Source organism: Rhizobium sp. NFR03, assembly GCF_900111275.1.
Lineage (GTDB): Bacteria > Pseudomonadota > Alphaproteobacteria > Rhizobiales > Rhizobiaceae > Ferranicluibacter.
In genome coordinates, this window is record NZ_FOGR01000001.1 from 1,035,341 (window position 1) to 1,054,050 (window position 18,710).

The window sequence follows — 18,710 nt, forward strand, 5'->3', positions numbered from 1 at the left end:
TCAAGACGCAAGGGCTGCGCGACACCTGAACAGCGAACGCACTGTCATCCGAATGCGAGACTGTGCCTTTGGCACGGAATCTGCGAAAACACCCCGTCGCACGCAGACAGGCACCGCACAAAGACCATAACGGGAATACCATGAAGAAGATCGGCTTTCTCTCCTTCGGCCACTGGACGCCCTCGACCCAGTCGCAGACGCGCAGCGCGGCGGATACGCTGCTGCAGTCGATCGACCTTGCCGTCGCGGCGGAAGAGCTCGGGGCCGATGGCGCTTATTTCCGGGTGCACCATTTCGCCCGCCAGCTGGCATCGCCCTTCCCGCTGCTGGCCGCTGTCGGCGCACGCACCAGCCGGATCGAGATCGGCACCGCCGTCATCGACATGCGGTATGAAAACCCGCTCTACATGGCGGAGGATGCGGGCGCTGCCGACATCATCTCCGGCGGTCGCCTTCAGCTGGGCATCAGCCGTGGCTCGCCGGAACAGGTTATCGATGGCTGGCGCCATTTCGGCTACGCACCTGTTGACGGCGAGACCAGCGGCGACATGGCCCGCCGTCATGCCGAGGTCTTCTACGATGTGCTGCGCGGCGAAGGCTTCGCCGAGCCCAATCCCAACCCGATGTTCCCCAACCCGCCGGGCCTCCTGCGGCTGGAACCCCACTCACCCGGCCTGCGCGACCGGATCTGGTGGGGGGCAAGTTCCAATGCGACCGCGATCTGGGCTGCAAAGCTCGGCATGAACCTGCAAAGCTCGACCCTCAAGGATGACGAGACGGGCGAGCCCTTTCATGTGCAGCAGGCAGACCAGATCCGCGCCTACCGCGCCGCCTTCAAGGCCGCGGGCCATACCCGCACCCCGCGCGTCTCCGTCAGCCGCAGCATCTTTGCCATCACCAACGATATGGATCGCGCCTATTTCGGCCGCCAAGGGGAATCCGGCGACAAGATCGGCTTTATCGATGCCGACACCCGCGCGATCTTCGGCCGCGGCTATGCCGCCGAGCCGGACATCCTCATCGATCAGTTGCGAAGCGACGAAGCCATCGCCGAGGCCGACACCCTCCTCCTCACCGTCCCCAACCAGCTCGGCGTCGATTACAACGCCCATGTGATCGAATCCATCCTGACAGAGGTCGCGCCGGCGCTGGGCTGGCGGTAACCGAAGACGAGGGAATCTTACCCCTCTGCCAGCATCGCAACCAGCACGTCCGACTGCGAGACGATGCCGACGAGGCGATGTGTGGCGTCGGTGACAGGCAGATGATGAAGGCCGCCTTCGGCAAACAGAAGGATGGCCTCGGAAAGCGAGCTTTCAGACGAGACCGTCCGCACGAGGCTGGTCATGATGTCCTTCACGGTGCCGTTCGGCGCAGTGGCGCCGGAAACGGCCAGCTGGTAGCGGCGGCGCAGGCCGATGGTCGGGCGGCCCCGGGTCCAGTCCGCCCGGTCGAGAATATCGGTCTGCGTCAGAATGCCGATGACGCGGGCGTTGTCGTCGGTCACCGGCAAGGCCTTGATGTGGTGGGCGCGCAGAAGCGCGTGCGCTTCCGAGAGCGAGGCATCCGGCGCAATCGCAATCACGTCGCGCGACATGATCTGTCCGCACGGCGTCTGACCGGACCGGCGCTGGAACGAGCGCAGCTCCGTGCGCTTCAGGATCGTGACTAGCTCGTCGCGCTGGATGTCGAGCACCCTGTCGTAATCCTTCAGCACGGCATCGAGATCTTCGGCGGCAAAGCCGATCCGCGCTGTCGGCGGCGGATCTTTCGTCTGATGGGCGCCGAGCGCCGGCGTGGCCACATGCGGATAGCGGCGGCCGGTAAGATTGTTGAAGAGCAGTGCGGCGACGAGAAGCAGCAGCGAATTTCCCGCCACCGGCCACAACAGAAAGCCGTAACCGAGATCGTGGATGGCCGGGCCACCGAGCACGGCGGTCAGCGCGATCGCACCGCTGGGCGGATGCAGGCAGCGCAGGCTCATCATGGTGCCGATGGCGATCGCTCCGGCCAGCGCCGCGCCCAGCATCGGATCGGGCACGAGCTTTGCCACCGTCACCCCCACGAAGGCCGCGACAAGATTGCCGCCGATCAGCGACCAGGGCTGAGCGAGCGGACTGGAGGGCACGGCGAAAAGCAGAACCGCCGACGCACCCATCGGCGCCACCAATGCCGGCGACAGGGGCAAGGTCGCGGTCAGGAAAGCGCCGAGGAGGCCGGTCAGAAGGAGACCGAAAAGGGCGCCGCCTGCCGAGCGAAACCGCTCCTTCGGACTGACGGGTGAAGCCGGCCACGGCATGAACCGGGTGAAGCGGGAAAATGTGGTGGATGTCATGCAGTCTTCTCCGCAGGGCTGATAAACGTCAGACAGCAGGCCTGTTGGCAGCAAAAGCCCAGATCATGATGATCGCCAGGATCTCACCCAGAGACGAGCGTGGTCCATGCCCGACACAAGGCGAATGCAAATACGGCACGTCGTCTCGACAGCGCAGATCTCCTGATATTAAACGAAGCCCCCTGCGAGAGAGTACAGCATGGCTGCGCAACCTGCGTCCGTTCTGCGGCGCCATATCGGCTTTCAAGCAACTTATCCTTCGCCCTGCCCGTCCAGATCATGCTGGCGGGCCGCGATATCGGGTGGTGTCCAGCCGCGTTCCGTTCGGTCGTGCCGTGCGCTGCGGTCGCCCATCATGGCCTGTTCGAGCACCTCCGAGATCTCGCGGGCGCGAGCGATATATTCCTTGTTCTCGAACACCGGCACGTCGTCCTTCCAGAGCGGCGCAAGCTGGCGCAGGCCCCAATTGTCCTGCTTGACGAAGACGGCCTTGCTCTTTTCCACGTCGAAGGGATGCATTCCAAGACTCTGCAACGCATAGCCGGCAGCCCGGACCGAGCTGTCGAACACCTCGCGCACGATGTCGTCGGCACCGGCCTCGTAGAGCTGGTAGACGTGATTGCGATCATAGGCGCGCGCGATGACGTGAATGTTCGGGTTCTCGTGCTTGGCATGACGAACGATGCTGAGGGCACGCTCGATGTCGTCAATCGCAACCACCAGCAGCCGCGCCTTGCGCAGGCCGGCGGAGTGCAGGAGATCCGGCCGGCCGGCATCGCCGAAGAAGGAGCGGATGCCGAACTTGCGCAGTCCGTCGATGACATCGGAGCGGCTGTCGAGCACGATGGTCTTGTGGCCGTTCGCCAGCAGCATCCGGTTGATGATCTGCCCGAAGCGGCCGAGCCCGGCGATGATGACCGAGGCCTCTTCCGCGATTTCGTCCGCCTCCCGCATCTGTCCCCGATCGAGCCGCGGCAGGATGACCTTGTCGAAGAGGATGAAGAGCGCCGGCGTCAGCAGCATGGAAAAGGCGATGACCAGCATGAGAATGGCCGCGAGCTCGGAGGGCAGCACGGCATTCTGGACGGTGAAGGAGACAAGAACGAAGCCGAACTCGCCGGCCTGCGCCAGTCCCAGCGCCAGCAGCCAGCGGTCCGAACCACGCAAGCTGTAAATATATCCGATCAGCCACAGCACCGCCGCCTTGATGACGATGACGCCGAGCGTCAGCAGGAGGACGAGGCCGAGATTGGCCGTGAGCAGTGAGAAATCTATGCCGGCACCGACCGTGATGAAGAACAGGCCGAGCAGCAGCCCCTTGAACGGCTCGATATCGCTTTCCAGCTCGTGGCGGAACTCGCTGTTGGCGAGCACCACACCGGCGAGAAATGTGCCGAGCGCGGGGGAAAGGCCGACCATGCTCATCAGCAACGCGGTGGAAACGACCAGCAGCAGAGCCGCAGCGGTGAACATTTCGCGCAGCCGCGAGGCCGCGATCAGCCGGAAGATCGGGCGAGACAGGAAGTGCCCGGCCACCACGACGAAGGCGATCGCGAGAAGCGTGACCAGCGCCACCTGCCATCCGGGAAGGTCGGACACGAGCGTTGCCGAATTGCCGGCACCATGGGCAGCATGGTCGCCGCCCTGCAAGGTGCCGAGTGCCAGAAGCGGCAGAACCGCCAGCATGGGAATGACAGCGATATCCTGAAACAGGAGCACGGAGAAGCTGGAGCGCCCGCCCTGCGACTTCAAAAGCCCTTTCTCGCTCAGCGTCTGCAGCACGATCGCGGTCGATGAGAGCGACAAAATGAGCCCGACCGCCAATGCCGTCTGCCAGGGCAACCCGGCCGCAAGCCCGATCCCCGTGACGACCGCCGCAGAGCCCGCCACCTGCAGGCCGCCGAGCCCGAGGAGCCGGGCGCGCATGTCCCACAGGGCCTGCGGCTGAAGCTCGAGCCCGACCAGAAACAGCATCATGACGACGCCGAACTCCGCGAAATGCTGCAGATCCTGCGTTTCGTTGCCGACGAAGTGGAAAACGGGGCCAATGACGATGCCGGCGATGAGATAGCCAAGGACCGAACCAAGCCCGAGGCGGGCCGCGATGATGACGGATGTGACGGCGGCCGCGAGATAGACGAAGGCCTGGAACATGAAGCCGCTCATTCGGAGATCCTTGCGGTGATGGAACTGGGAGATGGCCTCGTTTCGGAAGGCGTCGGACCACGAATGGCGTCGATCAGTGGAATCTCGCCATCGTCCAGAAGCTCGCGCCTCAGGACGGCTTCCAGATCGAGCGTGTCGTCACGCAAGGCCGAGAGCAGACGAAGATAGGCGGCGATATGGGCATCCCCGCGTCCGTCGGTGGCTGAATCATGGGCGGAGAAAAGCGCGAACGGCGGCACGAAGCGCATGCCGCAGAGCAAAGCCGTCTGCTCCAGCGGCGAAAGCAGCGTCCGAAGCCTGAAATGGTTGGAGCCCTCCTCGCGATAGGCATCGCGCGCACCGCCGGTGGTGACGACCGGAAGAAACAGCTTGCCCGCCAGCTTCGAGCCGCTTTGGCCATAAGCGAAACCGTATTCCAGCACGAGATCCTGCCACTCCTTCAGGAGAGCCGGCAGCGAATACCAGTAGATTGGAAACTGAAAGATGATGACGTCATGCGCCACCAATCGCGCCTGTTCCGCATCGATATCGATGTTGAAACGAGGATATTCCGCATAGAGATCGACGAAGGTTATCCCTTCGAGCTGCCGTGCCCTCTCCGCCATGCGGACGTTAAGGCGCGAATGCCTCTGACCGGGATGGGCAAACAGGATCAGGACGCGCGCCATGATGTCTTCCTCGGGCATTCATCACTGGGACGACCTTGTCCGGTTTGGAGCCGGATGGAGATCGACACGACAGAGCAAGGGGAGATCCGAAAACGGGGTGACGGCCACCGCGATGGCCGCTGCGACAATCGGTGTTGCGGGAAGATCTTGTCAAGCGGCAAGACGGATGCGATGGTGGTGGCGAGCGTAACGCTCCCGATGTGCACATCTTATTGCCGGCCGGCGCCCTTTCAGGAACCGTCAGTCGCCGGAGAGAATAAGATTTGGCACTTTTCTTCGTTCTTTTTTCGAGCCAACCCCTTTTCATGACGGACGTGTGGTGAGATAAGGAGCGCCGAAGTCACCATACCACCGCCCCAGCGGGCGACAGAGATCAAGGTTCGAGATGCAGGTTCTGGTTCGAGACAACAATGTTGAGCAGGCGCTGCGCGTGCTCAAGAAGAAGCTTCAGCGCGAAGGCGTCTTCCGCGAAATGCGTATGCGCGAAGCCTATGAAAAGCCTTCCGTGAAGCGTGCTCGCCAGAAGGCTGAAGCTGTTTCCCGCCAGCGCAAGAACGCCCGCAAGCAGTTGCAGCGCGAAGGCCTCCTGCCCGGCCCGAAGAAAAAAGTTGTAACGCGCTAAGATCCGAACGGCGCCGTCGGACGGTATCCGACTGTGCGCGGCTGGTCTTCGAAAACACCTCGGAACGACGCACAGCGTCGTGCCGGGGTTTTCTGCGTTTGGCTATGCCTGCCTGGCTTTTGGCCATATCTGACGGACTGTGTTGAAGCGGGTCAATCTGCAAGATGCAGACCGGCCACCTCGACCGGCCTGCACCAGCTACAGGGTGTTATGAAGCCTCGTCGAACAACGTCTTGAACTGACGGGGCTGGCAGCGGAGATATTGCGGAGCGGCGTGAACGCTCGCGCCGAAATGCGCGGCCGCATGCCAGGGCCAGCGGGGATCGTAGAGAATCGTCCGGGCCAGCGCGATCATGTCGGCATCACCCGTTCCGATGATCGATTCGGCCTGCTCGAACTCGGTGATCAACCCGACGGCTACGACGGGTATGGACACGGCCTGCTTCACATCACGCGCGAGCGGCACCTGGTAGCTGGGACCGACGGGAATAGCCTGCGCATCGCTCAGACCACCGCTCGAAACATGGATCGCGGCGCAACCCCGGGCCTCGAGCGCCTTTGCGAAGGCGACGGTCTGCGCGCTGTCCCAGCCACCCTCGACCCAGTCCGTTCCCGAGACCCGCATGGTAACCGGGCGCTCCGCGGGGAAAGCCTCCCGAACGGCATCGAAGACCTCAAGAGGAAACCGCATGCGGTTCTCCAGCGAACCGCCATATTCATCGACGCGGGTATTGGACAAAGGCGAGAGGAACTGGTGCAGGAGATAGCCATGGGCTCCATGGATCTGCACGGCATCGATGCCGAGACGCGCTGCCCTGCGCGCAGCATCGGCGAAGCCGTTTCTGATCCGCTCGAGGCCTTCGGCATCCAGCGCTTCCGGCGCGTCATAGGATGGCTTGAATGCGGATGCCGAAGGCGCCACCGTCTTCCATCCGAGCGAATGATCGGGCGGCAGCTGCGCGCCGCCCTTCCAGGGCAGATCGGTGGATGCCTTGCGGCCGGCGTGTCCGAGCTGGATGGCAATCGGCATGTCCGACCAGCGGCGAATACCCTCAAGGACACGCGCCATCGCCGCTTCGCAGGCGTCGTTCCACAGCCCGACATCGCCGAAACTGATGCGCCCCTCCGGTGTCACCGCCGTCGCCTCGATGGTGAGAAGGCCGGCACCCGACTGGGCAAGCATGCCGAGATGGGTCAGGTGCCAATCGGTCATTTCACCGTTCTCGGCGGAATACTGGCACATGGGCGCGATGACGATCCGATTGCGCAACGTCAGACCGCCGACATCTATCGGCGAAAAAAGTTTGGGTGAAGCCATATCGATCTCCTGAAGGCATGAGCACGGCTCGGGTACAGCCGCTGCTGCGTGGGGATATAGGGTCGCAATCCGTCCGTTTCATGCATCGGTACGCTGAAGACAGCGCGTCCCGCGCCGGAAACTTTGCAGTGGCTTGCGAAAATCGCCGAGGCACGCGACAACTGCGCAACGACATCGCCCGCAGCAGCAGGCAAGGAGGGAGTGCGCATGTTCGACCACGTTTCCATCGGCGTCCGGGACATCGACCGGTCGCGCACCTTTTACGATGCCGCCCTCTCCCCGCTCGGCTATGGCAGGCTGACGAGCGGTGCGAAGATGCTGGGATACGGAGAGGAACAGGTCGGGCTCTGGGTCACGCAGGCCGAACATCCCGTCCGTCCCGACCTGCGGTCAGGCCTTCACTTCTGCTTCAAGGCCTATAGCGAAGAGGCCGTCGAAGCCTTTCACGCTGCCGCCATCGCACATGGCGGAGAGGACAACGGCGCTCCGGGCCTGCGCCCGGAATACGCCACCTTCTACTACGCCGCCTTCGTCATCGACCCGGACGGCTACCGGCTGGAGGCCTTCTTTCACAAGCCTGATCTGTAATTCGCAACCTCAGGGGCAATGGATCAGACGGGAATCTGAGCAGCGACCTCCCGGTCTGAAGGACGCTCGCTCTCCGAAAGCCCGTTGGCGACGCCGACACGATCGGCCTCGTTCCGGTTCTGGCTCATCTTTCGCTTGCCCTCCAGATGCGTGATCGGCATGCGCAGACCGACAATGCCACGCAACTGGGAGGCGATGAAGTCGGCCGGAGCGTCGTCCACCGCCCACGGAAGAGCCCTCTCTTCTTCGTGAAGCTTCGTCAGCCGTGTCACCACATCCAGCAGGCGCTCGGCATCGTCGAAGAACTCCATGGGTCCCCGCGCCTGCACCGTCACGTAGTTCCAGGTCGGCACCACCTTGCCCGTCTGCTGCTTGGTCGCATACCAGGCCGGCGTGACATAGGCATCCGACCCCATGAAGATCGCCAGTCCTTCGCCAATCGGAAGAACCCGCCATTGCGGATTGGCTCTGGCGAAATGCCCGTAGAGAACGCCATGCTCTCCTTCGCCTTCCTCCAGAAAGAGAGGAAGCGGCGTCGCGAACGGTCCCTCTGACGTGGCGGTGATCACGTTCGCCAATCGTGCGGCCCGCACCGTTGCCAGCATGGCACTGCGATCGTCAAGGCGGAAGGCAGGCGGTGTGTACATGGCGGCATTCCTCTTCAAGTCCGGGGACGACCGCAGAAGGAAGCTTCGAGAACAGCCCGCTCCCTATGGCCGACGATCCTTCAGCATCTATCAGACATTCAGCGACGTCTGACAGTGGAAAGCGCGTTTCGGCCGCAGGCGCGGACATTCTCAGCCTCTAAATGAGCCGGCAGGATGGAATAGGATTTCCCTTCCACCTGCATATTCGCGAACTTCTTCTTTGTCTATAAAATGACTAGGCAATAACGTGAGCGAAGCTCGGAACCTGAGCTGCCCGGTCGCCGGGTCCATCTGTCATGCAAAGGACGGGCCTGCCGGTGCCTTCACATCGGGGCCCGCCTTCCCATCGAGGAAGACGCCATGAGCCCGCTTCACGCCCTGCGCTCCCCTGCTCCTGAAAATACTACCGGAATCGATCGCGAGCATCTCTTTGCCCGTGCCACCTCCATTGCCGCAAATCTGAGAGCCCGTGGCGCGGAGCTCGACCGCGAGGGCCGTCCTCCCTTCAGCGAGATCACCGAACTGAAGGCCGCCGGCCTGCTGAATGCTCTGCATCCGCCCGAGATCGGCGGCGGCGGGCTCGACTGGGTCGATGGGCTGCGTCTGGTGCGCATCCTCGCGCGCGGCGAGAGCTCGATCGGCCAGCTGCTGGGCTATCACTTCGTCAACAGCCAGTACATTTCCTGGGCGGCCGACGACAGCGATCTTGCCCGGCGGCTATCAGTGGAAACCGTGGAAAAAAGCCTCTATTGGGGCGCTGCCGTCAACCCGCGCGACCCCGGCCTCGTGCTGACATGGCAAGACAACCACTACGCGCTCAACGGCCGCAAGACGTTCTCCACAGGCGCCCGGATTTCCGACCGCATCAATGCCAGCGCCGCCTTTGGCGACCGGATCGCCAACATCGTCCTGTCCACGGACAGGCCGGGCTACATCGCCAATGACGACTGGGACAATATCGGTCAGCGCCTGTCCGATAGCGGCAGTGTCGAATTCAGGGACTTCCCGGTCTATGAGAGCGACTTCCTGCTGCCCCTCGCAGCACCCGACGCGGCCCCGAAGATACAGGCGACCTTCAACACGCCGCTGATCCAGCTGGTGTTCGCCAATTTCTACATCGGAACCGCCGAAGGTGCGCTGGCCGAAGCGCTCGATTACGTACGCGACACCACCCGCCCCTGGCTCACCTCCGGCGTCGAGCGCGCCGCAGACGACCCGTATATTCTGGAGCGCGTCGGCGAGTTTCGCTCAGCCCTCAAGGCGGCAGCGGCGTTGGCCGACAGTGCCGGTCATGCGGTACAGACAGCCCTTGCCCGCGGACCTGATGTCACCGAGCGAGAACGCGGAGAGGCCGCCATCGAGGCCTACGAATCCAAGGTCAACGCGACCCATGTTTCGCTGGATATCACCGCCCGCATCTTCGAACTCATGGGCGCGCGCGCAACGGCGGGCCATTACCGCTTCGACCGCTACTGGCGAAATGTTCGCACGCACACGCTCCACGATCCGGTGTTCTACAAGGCCCGCGAAGTCGGTGACTTCGCCCTGAACGACCGGGTTCCCGCGCCAAGCCTCTATAGCTGAGTCAACCGCTTCAACGAAAGCACCGCCATTCCAAGGGATGGCGGTGTTTCTTCAAGATAAGGCGGCCACTGGGACGACGCGCCGTCCACCTCTCCCGTTCAGTTCTGCCCGGAGGCCAGCTTCTGCTCCATGCGCCCGAGATCGCGATAGGCGGCGCCGGGATGCGGCGCGGCGAGGCGCGGGCCTTCGCCGGACAACTTCTCGCGCAGCGTCCCCGGCCGGTACTCCCTCTTGTACACGCCGCGTTTCTGCAATTCCGGCACCAGCAGATCGACCGCGTCCTCGAACGTCTCCGGCGTCACGGCATACGCCAGGTTGAAGCCGTCGACATCGGTTTCCTCGACCCATTCCTGCATCAGGTCGGCCACCGTCTGCGGCGAGCCGACGAAAACCGGGCCGAAGCCGCCAATGCCGACCCAGTCGGCCATTTCCCGCACCGTCCATTCCTTGCCGGGATCGATGGTGGTGAAGGTTTCCACAGCCGATTGCACGGCGTTGGTGTGCCGATGACGCAGAATTTCGTCCGGCGAGAACTGCCCGAAATCGATGCCCGTCCACCCGGAGATCAGCGTCAGCGCCCCCTCATAGGAAACGTAACGGCGATATTCGTCGAACTTCCGCTTGGCATCCGCATCCGTCTCGCCGACGATCACGGTCTGCAGGTTGAAGGCGAGAATGCCGCGCGGATCGCGACCTGCCTTCGCCGCGGCTTCGCGGACATTCGCGACGTACCGCTTCAGCACCGCCTTCGACGGCGCGGCAACGAAGATGCACTCGGCGTGCTGTCCGGCGAAATCCTTGCCCCGGCTGGACGCGCCGGCTTGGTACAGAACCGGCGTTCGCTGGGGAGAAGGCTCCGACAGGTGAATGCCCGGCACGCTGAAATGCGGGCCCTGATGCCCGATCGCGTGGACCTTCGACGGGTGCGTGAAGATCCCCGTCTCGCGGTCGCGCACCACCGCATCGTCTTCCCAGCTACCCTCCCAGAGCTTGTAACAGACCTCCAGATACTCCTCCGCCACGTCATAGCGGTTGTCATGCTGCATCTGTCCGGCCTGCCCGACATTCAGCGCGCCGCTGTTGAGATAGGAGGTCACGATGTTCCAGCCAACGCGGCCCTTGGTCAGGTGATCGAGCGTCGAGATGCGGCGGGCGAACGTGTAGGGGTGCTCGAACGACAATGATGCGGTCAGGCCGAAGCCGAGATGTTCGGTCAGATAGGCCATGGTCGGAATGAGCTGCAACGGGTCGTTCACCGGCACCTGGGCCGAGTGTTTCAGCGCCGCGTTCACATTGCCGTTGAGCACGTCGTAGACGCCGAGAACGTCGGCGATGAACAGCCCGTCGAACTTGCCGCGCTCCAGCGTGCGTGCGAGCTTCACCCAGTAGTCGAGGTCCTTGTAGGATGCGGACTGGTCGCGCGGATGCCGCCAGAGACCGGGAGACTGGTGCCCGACGCAGTTCATATCGAAGGCATTCAGCCGGATTTCGCGTGTCATGCTCGTCTCCTTGGCCTCAGAGTGCGCCGCTTCTGGGCGGGGCTACGTCATTGAGGTGATAGTTGCCGGCCACGTGGTATTTCCAGCGGACGGGGTCGTGCAGCGTGTGGGTCCGGGCGTTGCGCCAGTGGCGGTCGAGGTTCAGCCCTTCGCGTGCCGATGCGGTGCCGGCGAGTTCGAACAGCGTGTTGGTGGCCTCGATGGCGATTTCGGTGGTCAGCACCTTGGCGCTGGCGACGGCGAGCGAGGCCGCAATAGCGGTCTCCTCGGTCAGATCGACCTGAGCATGATCGACCTTGCGGCCGGCATATTCCACCATGGCGGTTGCCGCCTCGATGCGGATCGCGACCTGCCCGACCCGGGCGATCGTCAACGGATCTTCCGATGCCCGCTCGACGCCGCTGTTCGTCCAGGGACGCGAGGTCGTGCGGATGAAGCGCACCATGTCGGCAAAGGCCGCCCGCGCAATGCCGAGGTCGATACCCGCATGGATGATCTGCCCGACGGAACCGATCGTGCCCGGCCGCTCGAAGCCCTTGTGGTGGCGAACCACGGCGCTCGGGGGCACGCGGACACCGTCGAGAATGGTCGTGCCGCTGCCGGTCGTGCGCTGGCCGATGCCGTCCCAGTCATCGACGATCTCCACACCTTCGGTGCCGCGCGGCACGAAGGACATGGTGATCTTCTCGTCCTCGTCGAGCGCGAAAATGGCGATCCAGTCGGCAAAGAGCACGCCGGTGGAATAGAACTTGCGACCGTCGATGCGGAAACCCGCGCCCTCCCGCGTCAGACGCGTATTGTAGTGCCCGACCGTCTTCGTTCCCGTTTCCGAAAGGGCATTGCCGAACCGGTCGCCGGCCAGCGCGCGGCCGTAGTAGAACCGCTTCTGATCTTCCGTCCCGTCATGGCGCAGCGCTTCCAGAATGTAGAAATGGTTCTGCGGGATCTGCCCGATGGAACCGTCGGCTTCAGAAAGGATGGCGGTGACCTCGGCCAGAACGGCGTTGGAAACGTCGATACCGCCATATTCGGCCGGCACGGTGATGGCGAGAAGACCTGATGCGGCGAGCCGGTCCATCTCAGCATGCGGCAGGATCCGGTCGCGATCGCGATCGCTTGCCGTCGCGGCGAATTCGGGGGCCAGGCTGCGGGCGACCGCAAGCGCATCTTCCTCGCTCGCGATCCTGTCGGCCGCCCGATCATTGTCGTGGGTGTTGAGGCGTATCAGTTTGGTCATGGCACTTCTCCCTGAGACCCGGCGCGTCACGCGCGGGCCACGGCCTTGCGATTGGCAAAGCTGATGGCGAGGACGGCAAAGATCAGGAGGCCGGTGCCCACCTGCTGCCAGTAGAAATTCAGTCCCGTCAGCAGCAATCCGTTGGCAACGATGCTGAGCAGCAACACGCCGAGCACCGTGCCTGCGATATTCGGCCGCCCATGCGGGCTGAGCGTCGTGCCGATGAAGGTCGCGCCGATGGCGTTGAGAAGGAAGGCATTGCCGGACGAGGGAATATAAACCGTGACGGTCGAGGTCAGCACCAGCCCGGCAATCGCCGCGATGACGGAAACGAGGAGATAGGTGACCGCGACATGCGCCTTCAGCGCGATGCCGGAATAACGCACCACATTCGCCTCGATGCCGGTGGCCAGCACCACGCGGCCGAAGCGGCTTTTCGTGAGGATGACGGCTGCGGCTGCGATGACGACAGCCGCGACGATCAGCGGCACCGGCACACCGGCGATCACGCCGCGGCCGAAAAACCGAAAGCTTTCGGGAATACCGGCCGGCGGCAGGTAGACCGGATTGCCGCCATTGGTGAGGATTTGCTGGGCGCTGCGGCCGATGAACAGTGTGCCGAGCGTTGCCAGAAACGGCGAGATGCCGATGCCCGAGATCAGCACCGCATTGAAGAGACCGACCAGCGCTCCACCGCCGATACCGGCAAGGGCTGCAAGCGGCACCGGTTGCCCGGCCAGCACCAGCGAGACGAAGGTCAAGCTCGAAAAATCGATGGCCGTTCCGACGGAAAGATCGATGCCGCCTGCGGCGACCGCAAAGGTCATGGCAATGGAGACGATGGCAAGCAGCGTGAAATTGTTGACAAGGATGCTCTGCAGGTTGGCGGAGGTGAGGAAGCTTGGCGCGGCCACCGAGAAGGCGGCAAACACCGCGACCAAGGCCACGACCAGCGCATACCGGGCAGAGCGACGCAGCAGGCCAGAAGAAAGCCGGGTCGAGGGATCGGACACGAGCGTCATGCCGACGTCTCCTGTTTGCGTATCAGCGTTGTGGCGGAAACGACGAAGAGGATCAGGAGACCCTGAATGCCGCTGACCAGCGTGCTGGAGAGGTTGAGAAGCTGGAACCCGTTGACGAGGAATCCGACGAACAGCGCCGAGAGCAACGTGCCGGTGACGGTCGGCACCAGCCGGCGCGAGAACACGGTGCCAAGCAGCGCGGTCACTACCACCGGCAGCAGGAGATCGCCGGCGCCCGTCGTGCTGCCGCTGAGGTAGGAGACAGAGAGAATGCCGGCAATGCCGCCGCAGAAGCCGCTGAACAGGAAGGAACCGGCGATAAACGGCTTGACGGCGAGACCGGACGCCCGCGCGGCTTCGGGAAACGCACCGACAGCGTAAAGCCGCAAGCCGAGCGGCGTGGCCTGCACCACCAGCGCCGCGATCAGTGTGAAACCAAGGAGGACATAAGCGAGAACGGGGATATCGAACGGACCGCTGCCCGAGAGCAGCGTGAGCAGATCGCCGGTCGCGGGAATGACGGTGTTCTGCGTCAGGACAAGTTCCAGTCCGGCGACGACGTTCATGACGGCAAGCGTTGCCAGCAGCGGCACGATGCCGGCAAGCGTGATGGCGAGCGCATTGACGATGCCGATGGCAAGCCCCGTCGCCAGCGCGCCGGCAACGGCAACGGCATCCCCGAACCCCGCCTGCGACAGCGCCGCATAGACGGCGGCGCTGAGGCCCATGTTGGCCGCGAGCGACAGGTCGATACCACCCGTCACCACATTGCCCCCGCCGGCGATCATCACGACCGTAAGCCCGATGGCGAGCACGCCCGCGATGGCCGACTGGCCGAGCACATTGCCGATATTGCCGACCGACAGAAAATATGGCGCGGACACGGAGAAGACGATGAGCACCGCGACGAAGACCGCAAGCGATCCGCCGCGCAAGAGAAGCGTCGCAATCCGCCGTCCCGCCGTGCCCGAGGATGCTCGCAAGCCACGAGCCTGCGCAGGTTCGTTGCCGTCCGGCTGCGAACTGCGGAAAGGCAATGCCTCAACCGACATGACGCAAAGCCTCTGAGGAACCGGTGACATCGGCAAGGACCGCATCGACGCTGGTCTTGGCTGTGTCGAGCGCCGCGGCTATGCGTCCGCGGAAGAGCACGAGGATGCGGTCAGTGATGCCGAGTAGCTCCGGCAGGTCCGACGACAGCACGATGACGCCGGCGCCGCGCCCGGCAAGATCGGCGATCAGTTGGTAGATCTCCACCTTGGCGCCGACATCCACACCGACGGTCGGCTCGTCGAGCAGGTAGATTTCCGAATGGCGGCTCAGCCACTTGGCGATGGCCACCTTCTGCTGGTTGCCACCGGACAGGGTGCGCACCAGCGCATCGCGACCGGCCGTCTTGATCTGCAGGCGCTCGATCAGCTGGTTCGCTTCCGCCGCTTCAGTGCCGGCGTCCAGAAGCCCGAAGCGGGTGAAACGGTCGAGGCTCGCCAGCGTCATGTTCTCCGCCACGCTGAGGTCGAGCGCCACGCCATGGCGGCGGCGATCCTCGGGCACGAGCGCCAGCCGCCGACGCGCCGCCTGCGCCGGTGTCTTCGACCAGACTTTCTCGCCTTCCACCTCGACATGCCCTGAGACGGGTTGCTCCAGCCCGAACAGGGTGCGGACCAGATCCTTGGCGCCCGAACCGAGAAGGCCGGTCAGCCCGAGCACTTCGCCACGGCGCAGCGTAAAGCTCACATCCTCGTAGCGGCCGGGCGCGCTCAAACCCTCCACACGCAGAAGCGTTGCACCGAGCGCCGTGGTCCGTTCCGGGTAGAGTTCACCAATGTCGCGATTGACCATCAGACCCGCGATCTCCGTGGCAGAGGTCTCCGCCACCGGCTTCGTCGCGACGTCGCGGCCGTTGCGCAGAACGGTGACCGTGTCGCAGAGATCCTCGATCTCGCCGAGATAGTGGGAAATGTAGATGACCGTGATGCCATCGTCGCGCAGACGGCGGATGAGCTGGAAGAGCATATCGGCCTCGCGACGGACAAGGGCAGCCGTCGGCTCATCGAAGACGAGAACCTTCGGAGCGTGCAGCAATGCGCGCGTGATCTGCACGATCTGCTTTTCTGCCGTGGAGAGTTCGGCGATCAGCGCCGAATTCGGCAGGCGGAGGCCGAAATAGCGTTCGAGAACCTCGGCAGCACGACGCTGCATCTGGCGCCGGTCGAGAAACGGCGTCCCCGCAATGCGCGGCTCGCGGCCGAGAAACAGAGATTCGCCAACCGTGAACGTCGGCACCAGCAGGCGATCCTGATGGATGAAGTGGATGCCAAGCGCCTCGACCTCGTGCGGGGTCAGATGATCGTGAACGACCCCGTCGATCTCGATCTCTCCCCCATCCGCCCGTTGCAGCCCTGCGAGCAACTTGATCAACGTCGATTTTCCGGCACCGTTCTGCCCGACAAGACCGTGTACCGATCCGCGTGCGACCGTCAGCGACACGCCGGAGAGAGCTTTCGTTCCGCCGAAACTCTTCTCGATCCCGGTCAACCGGATCACCGGGCGAACGATCCCATCTTCTTGAGGCCTCGGGGGCTCTTGGGGCGATGTCATCTCGTAAACTCCTGCCTGCGATAGCCTCGACACACCATCGGGGATCGCGACCCGCGTTGCCGCAGTCCCCTTCGAACGGCCGGGAGGATCAGCCGATACCGAGTTTCCTGGTGATGTCGTTGACGTTCGCCTTGTTGGCGAGAAGCGCTGGAACATAGGTCTCGCGCGGCAGCGTCTCCCCGGCGAGCAGCCGGGCGACGTTGCGGATGGCGGTGCGCCCGAGTTCGGCTGGCTGCTGGGCCACATCGGCGGCAGCCGGCGATGCCGGGTCGGCCACGAGCTGCAACACTTCCGGGCTGCCATCCACGCCATAGGTGCGGATTTCGGTGCGTCCCGCTGCTGCCAGCGCCTGCGTCGCGCCCAACTGCGGAATATCCCAGGCCGACCAGATCGCCTTGATCGAGCCCTTCTCCGGGTACTTGTTGAGAATGGCCGTGATCTGCGTGAAAGCGTCCTGAACCGTGTTCGGAATGACGTCGCGAAGCTCGGGCTCGAGGATCTTCACCTTGGGGAAATACTTCACCACGTTGACCAGCTGGTCGTAGCGAATGGCGCAGGGCGTGACGCCGTAGAAGCCGTTGAACACGACGATATTGCCCTCGCCGCCGATATCCGACACGAGCTGCAACGCCAGATCCTTGCCGATGCCCCAGTTGTCGGAGGTCGAATTGTTGAGCGAGTTGGTCGAGCCGACATCGATCGTCAATACGGGGATGCCGGCATCACGCGCCTTCTTCAGCCAGGGATCGATGACGGTGAGCGTGCCGAGAAGCTGGACGATCGCATCCGGCTTCTGCGCGATCAGCGTCTGCAACTGCGACACGAGCTTGCCGTCGTTGCGGCCGGCATCCACCGCGATCGGCTCGCCGCCGAGCCGCTTCACTTCCTCGATCTGGGCGTTATAGGCCTGCAGATCGAAGAAATGGTCGGTGCCCGCCGTGCTGATGCCGATGCGCTTGCCCTTCAGCGAACCTTCCTCTGCCGAAGCGAAGGCCGACGTGCCGCTGAGCAATGTCGTGCCGGCAGCGGCAACCCCCGCGACCGCCGACCACTTCAGGATTTCCCGTCGGCCGAACCAGCCACGCGCCCCATTGTCACCCATATCCCCGTCTCCAAATCCATGACTTCGATAATCTCTATCGTTTCAGTAGACTGAATAGCTTTCGAGGAAGCGCATTTTGTTTGAGCGGCTTTCGGGAGAATTGATCACTCTTTTTTCGTCGCAGGAGGAAACGCCGTCAAAGTACATCCGCCCCGCCCGGAAAAGCCGGACAGGGCGGAACGTGACCCCTTTGCTGGCGATTGCTCAGGCTCAGGCGACCTTGACGACCAGCTTGCCGAAGTTGCGGCCCTCCAGCAGCCCGATGAAGGCCTGTGGCGCCTTCTCCAGCCCCTCGACGACGTCCTCGCGATAGCGCAGCCGCCCGTCGGCGATCCATCCGGCGGCGTCCTTGAGGAAGGTGTCGCGCTGGTCGCTGAACTCGGTCTGGATGAAGCCGCGGATCTGGAGGCTGCGGGTGAGAACCTGCCGCATGAAGCCCGGCAGACGATCCGGACCGTCAGGCACCTCTCCGCCCTGGTTGTAATGCGCGATGAGGCCGCAGACCGGCACCCGTGCATAGGTATTGAGAAGCGGAAAGACGGCATCGAAGACGTGACCGCCGACATTCTCGAAGTAAACGTCGATGCCATCGGGGCATGCCGCCTTCAACTGCTCGGCAAAGTCCGGCGCCCGGTGATCGACCGCGACATCGAAGCCGAGTTCATCGCGCAGGAAGGCGCATTTGTCCGGGCCGCCTGCAATGCCAACGGCGCGGGCACCCTTGATCCGGGCGATCTGCCCGACGACGGAGCCGACGGCGCCGCTGGCGGCAGCCACCACCACCGTCTCGCCCGGCTTCGGCTGGCCGATGGTCAGGAGGCCGGCATAAGCGGTAAAGCCGGGCATGCCGAGAACGCCGAGCGCCGTGGAGACGGGCGCCACATTCGGGTCGAGCTTGCGCAGGCCCTTGCCATCCGACACGGAATAGGACTGCCAGCCGGCATGCGAGAGGACGATGTCGCCGGGCTTGAAATCGGCATGCTTCGAGGCGACGACCTCGGCCACCGTTCCCCCCTCCATGACCGCGCCGACCTCGACAGGCTTGGCATAGGATTTCGCCGTGCTCATCCGGCCCCGCATGTACGGATCGAGCGAGAGATACAGGATTTTCAGGAGAATCTCGCCTTCGGACGGCTGGGGAACGGGTACCTGCTCGACGTGGAAATCCTCCGCAACCGGTGCGCCTTGCGGCCGACGGGCAAGCGTGATGCGCGTGTTCGTGAGGTCTGTCATACCGTCTTCCTTACTGTCTTCGCCATCAGGCGATCGGCGAAACCTTCGCCGACTTTCAGAGGCTGACATAGGCGCTCAAGCTGAAGGG

16 protein-coding genes are annotated in these 18,710 nt (G+C 63.7%); 4 read left to right on the forward strand and 12 right to left on the reverse strand.

Annotated features, from left to right (window positions below; all coding sequences use genetic code 11):
- Nucleotides 1-140 precede the first annotated feature (140 nt).
- The gene (locus tag BSG19_RS04880) at nucleotides 141-1,163 is read left to right on the forward strand and encodes an LLM class flavin-dependent oxidoreductase (RefSeq protein WP_092985307.1); all 1,023 of its coding nucleotides are present in this window, start codon (nucleotides 141-143) and stop codon (nucleotides 1,161-1,163) included.
- Between the two features lie 17 nt (nucleotides 1,164-1,180).
- Here BSG19_RS04880 and BSG19_RS04885 read toward each other — a convergent pair whose 3' ends face one another.
- The 3 genes from BSG19_RS04885 to BSG19_RS04895 all read right to left on the reverse strand — a co-directional run bounded on the left by BSG19_RS04885 (nucleotide 1,181) and on the right by BSG19_RS04895 (nucleotide 5,169).
- On the reverse strand, nucleotides 1,181-2,335 hold the full coding sequence (locus BSG19_RS04885) for an HPP family protein (protein WP_092985309.1): 1,155 nt from the start codon (nucleotides 2,333-2,335) through the stop codon (nucleotides 1,181-1,183).
- Nucleotides 2,336-2,587: 252 nt separating this feature from the next.
- The gene (locus tag BSG19_RS04890; RefSeq protein WP_092985311.1) at nucleotides 2,588-4,501 is read right to left on the reverse strand and encodes a monovalent cation:proton antiporter-2 (CPA2) family protein; all 1,914 of its coding nucleotides are present in this window, start codon (nucleotides 4,499-4,501) and stop codon (nucleotides 2,588-2,590) included.
- Nucleotides 4,498-5,169, reverse strand: a complete 672-nt coding sequence (locus tag BSG19_RS04895) for an NAD(P)H-dependent oxidoreductase (RefSeq protein WP_092985649.1) — start codon at nucleotides 5,167-5,169, stop codon at nucleotides 4,498-4,500. Before BSG19_RS04895 ends, BSG19_RS04890 begins: the two co-directional genes overlap by 4 nt.
- A gap of 385 nt (nucleotides 5,170-5,554) precedes the next feature.
- Between BSG19_RS04895 and rpsU the strand changes: the two genes are divergently transcribed.
- On the forward strand, nucleotides 5,555-5,791 hold the full coding sequence (gene rpsU, locus BSG19_RS04900; protein ID WP_092935191.1) for a 30S ribosomal protein S21: 237 nt from the start codon (nucleotides 5,555-5,557) through the stop codon (nucleotides 5,789-5,791).
- Nucleotides 5,792-5,999: 208 nt separating this feature from the next.
- On the opposite strand, the gene BSG19_RS04905 is transcribed toward rpsU, so the two are convergent.
- A complete protein-coding gene (locus BSG19_RS04905) occupies nucleotides 6,000-7,109 on the reverse strand; it encodes an NADH:flavin oxidoreductase/NADH oxidase (protein ID WP_092985313.1) in 1,110 nt (369 codons plus the stop codon).
- A gap of 207 nt (nucleotides 7,110-7,316) precedes the next feature.
- Here BSG19_RS04905 and BSG19_RS04910 point away from each other — a divergent pair, with 207 nt between their 5' ends.
- On the forward strand, nucleotides 7,317-7,697 hold the full coding sequence (locus BSG19_RS04910) for a VOC family protein (RefSeq protein WP_092985651.1): 381 nt from the start codon (nucleotides 7,317-7,319) through the stop codon (nucleotides 7,695-7,697).
- 23 nt (nucleotides 7,698-7,720) lie between these two features.
- Here the strand turns inward: BSG19_RS04910 and BSG19_RS04915 are convergent, their stop codons facing one another.
- Nucleotides 7,721-8,344: an FMN-binding negative transcriptional regulator gene (locus BSG19_RS04915; RefSeq protein ID WP_092985315.1), complete on the reverse strand. Its 624-nt coding sequence runs from the start codon at nucleotides 8,342-8,344 to the stop codon at nucleotides 7,721-7,723.
- 360 nt (nucleotides 8,345-8,704) lie between these two features.
- Between BSG19_RS04915 and BSG19_RS04920 the strand changes: the two genes are divergently transcribed.
- Nucleotides 8,705-9,928, forward strand: coding sequence for an acyl-CoA dehydrogenase family protein (locus BSG19_RS04920; protein WP_092985316.1), 1,224 nt, complete (start codon nucleotides 8,705-8,707; stop codon nucleotides 9,926-9,928).
- Between the two features lie 98 nt (nucleotides 9,929-10,026).
- Here BSG19_RS04920 and BSG19_RS04925 read toward each other — a convergent pair whose 3' ends face one another.
- The 7 genes from BSG19_RS04925 to BSG19_RS04955 form a co-directional block, all read right to left on the reverse strand.
- Nucleotides 10,027-11,427 (reverse strand): LLM class flavin-dependent oxidoreductase, encoded by a 1,401-nt coding sequence (locus BSG19_RS04925; RefSeq protein WP_092985318.1) that lies wholly within the window; start codon nucleotides 11,425-11,427, stop codon nucleotides 10,027-10,029.
- A 16-nt stretch (nucleotides 11,428-11,443) separates the two neighbouring features.
- Nucleotides 11,444-12,664, reverse strand: coding sequence for an SfnB family sulfur acquisition oxidoreductase (locus tag BSG19_RS04930; protein WP_092985320.1), 1,221 nt, complete (start codon nucleotides 12,662-12,664; stop codon nucleotides 11,444-11,446).
- 26 nt (nucleotides 12,665-12,690) lie between these two features.
- A complete protein-coding gene (locus BSG19_RS04935; protein ID WP_092985322.1) occupies nucleotides 12,691-13,686 on the reverse strand; it encodes an ABC transporter permease in 996 nt (331 codons plus the stop codon).
- The gene (locus BSG19_RS04940) at nucleotides 13,683-14,738 is read right to left on the reverse strand and encodes an ABC transporter permease (RefSeq protein WP_092985324.1); all 1,056 of its coding nucleotides are present in this window, start codon (nucleotides 14,736-14,738) and stop codon (nucleotides 13,683-13,685) included. The genes BSG19_RS04935 and BSG19_RS04940 overlap by 4 nt, the downstream gene beginning before the upstream one ends.
- Nucleotides 14,728-16,287 carry a sugar ABC transporter ATP-binding protein gene (locus BSG19_RS04945; RefSeq protein ID WP_092985326.1) on the reverse strand — a complete coding sequence of 520 codons (1,560 nt, stop codon included), beginning with the start codon at nucleotides 16,285-16,287 and terminating at the stop codon, nucleotides 14,728-14,730. The genes BSG19_RS04940 and BSG19_RS04945 overlap by 11 nt, the downstream gene beginning before the upstream one ends.
- An 88-nt stretch (nucleotides 16,288-16,375) precedes the next feature.
- On the reverse strand, nucleotides 16,376-17,389 hold the full coding sequence (locus BSG19_RS04950; protein ID WP_092985328.1) for a sugar ABC transporter substrate-binding protein: 1,014 nt from the start codon (nucleotides 17,387-17,389) through the stop codon (nucleotides 16,376-16,378).
- Between the two features lie 210 nt (nucleotides 17,390-17,599).
- Nucleotides 17,600-18,622 carry an NADP-dependent oxidoreductase gene (locus BSG19_RS04955; protein WP_092985330.1) on the reverse strand — a complete coding sequence of 341 codons (1,023 nt, stop codon included), beginning with the start codon at nucleotides 18,620-18,622 and terminating at the stop codon, nucleotides 17,600-17,602.
- Between the last annotated feature and the right edge of the window lie 88 nt (nucleotides 18,623-18,710).

Excerpts from the sequence above, each read along its gene's own strand:
- BSG19_RS04955 (WP_092985330.1), bottom strand. The coding sequence starts at position 18,622 with ATGACAGACCTCACGAACACGCGCATCACGCTTGCCCGTCGGCCGCAA.
- BSG19_RS04950 (WP_092985328.1), bottom strand. The coding sequence starts at position 17,389 with ATGGGTGACAATGGGGCGCGTGGCTGGTTCGGCCGACGGGAAATCCTG.
- BSG19_RS04890 (WP_092985311.1), bottom strand. The coding sequence starts at position 4,501 with ATGAGCGGCTTCATGTTCCAGGCCTTCGTCTATCTCGCGGCCGCCGTC.
- BSG19_RS04915 (WP_092985315.1), bottom strand. The coding sequence starts at position 8,344 with ATGTACACACCGCCTGCCTTCCGCCTTGACGATCGCAGTGCCATGCTG.
- rpsU (WP_092935191.1), top strand. The coding sequence starts at position 5,555 with ATGCAGGTTCTGGTTCGAGACAACAATGTTGAGCAGGCGCTGCGCGTG.
- BSG19_RS04905 (WP_092985313.1), bottom strand. The coding sequence starts at position 7,109 with ATGGCTTCACCCAAACTTTTTTCGCCGATAGATGTCGGCGGTCTGACG.
- BSG19_RS04940 (WP_092985324.1), bottom strand. The coding sequence starts at position 14,738 with ATGTCGGTTGAGGCATTGCCTTTCCGCAGTTCGCAGCCGGACGGCAAC.
- BSG19_RS04880 (WP_092985307.1), top strand. The coding sequence starts at position 141 with ATGAAGAAGATCGGCTTTCTCTCCTTCGGCCACTGGACGCCCTCGACC.
- BSG19_RS04920 (WP_092985316.1), top strand. The coding sequence starts at position 8,705 with ATGAGCCCGCTTCACGCCCTGCGCTCCCCTGCTCCTGAAAATACTACC.
- BSG19_RS04935 (WP_092985322.1), bottom strand. The coding sequence starts at position 13,686 with ATGACGCTCGTGTCCGATCCCTCGACCCGGCTTTCTTCTGGCCTGCTG.
- BSG19_RS04895 (WP_092985649.1), bottom strand. The coding sequence starts at position 5,169 with ATGGCGCGCGTCCTGATCCTGTTTGCCCATCCCGGTCAGAGGCATTCG.
- BSG19_RS04945 (WP_092985326.1), bottom strand. The coding sequence starts at position 16,287 with ATGACATCGCCCCAAGAGCCCCCGAGGCCTCAAGAAGATGGGATCGTT.
- BSG19_RS04885 (WP_092985309.1), bottom strand. The coding sequence starts at position 2,335 with ATGACATCCACCACATTTTCCCGCTTCACCCGGTTCATGCCGTGGCCG.
- BSG19_RS04910 (WP_092985651.1), top strand. The coding sequence starts at position 7,317 with ATGTTCGACCACGTTTCCATCGGCGTCCGGGACATCGACCGGTCGCGC.
- BSG19_RS04930 (WP_092985320.1), bottom strand. The coding sequence starts at position 12,664 with ATGACCAAACTGATACGCCTCAACACCCACGACAATGATCGGGCGGCC.
- BSG19_RS04925 (WP_092985318.1), bottom strand. The coding sequence starts at position 11,427 with ATGACACGCGAAATCCGGCTGAATGCCTTCGATATGAACTGCGTCGGG.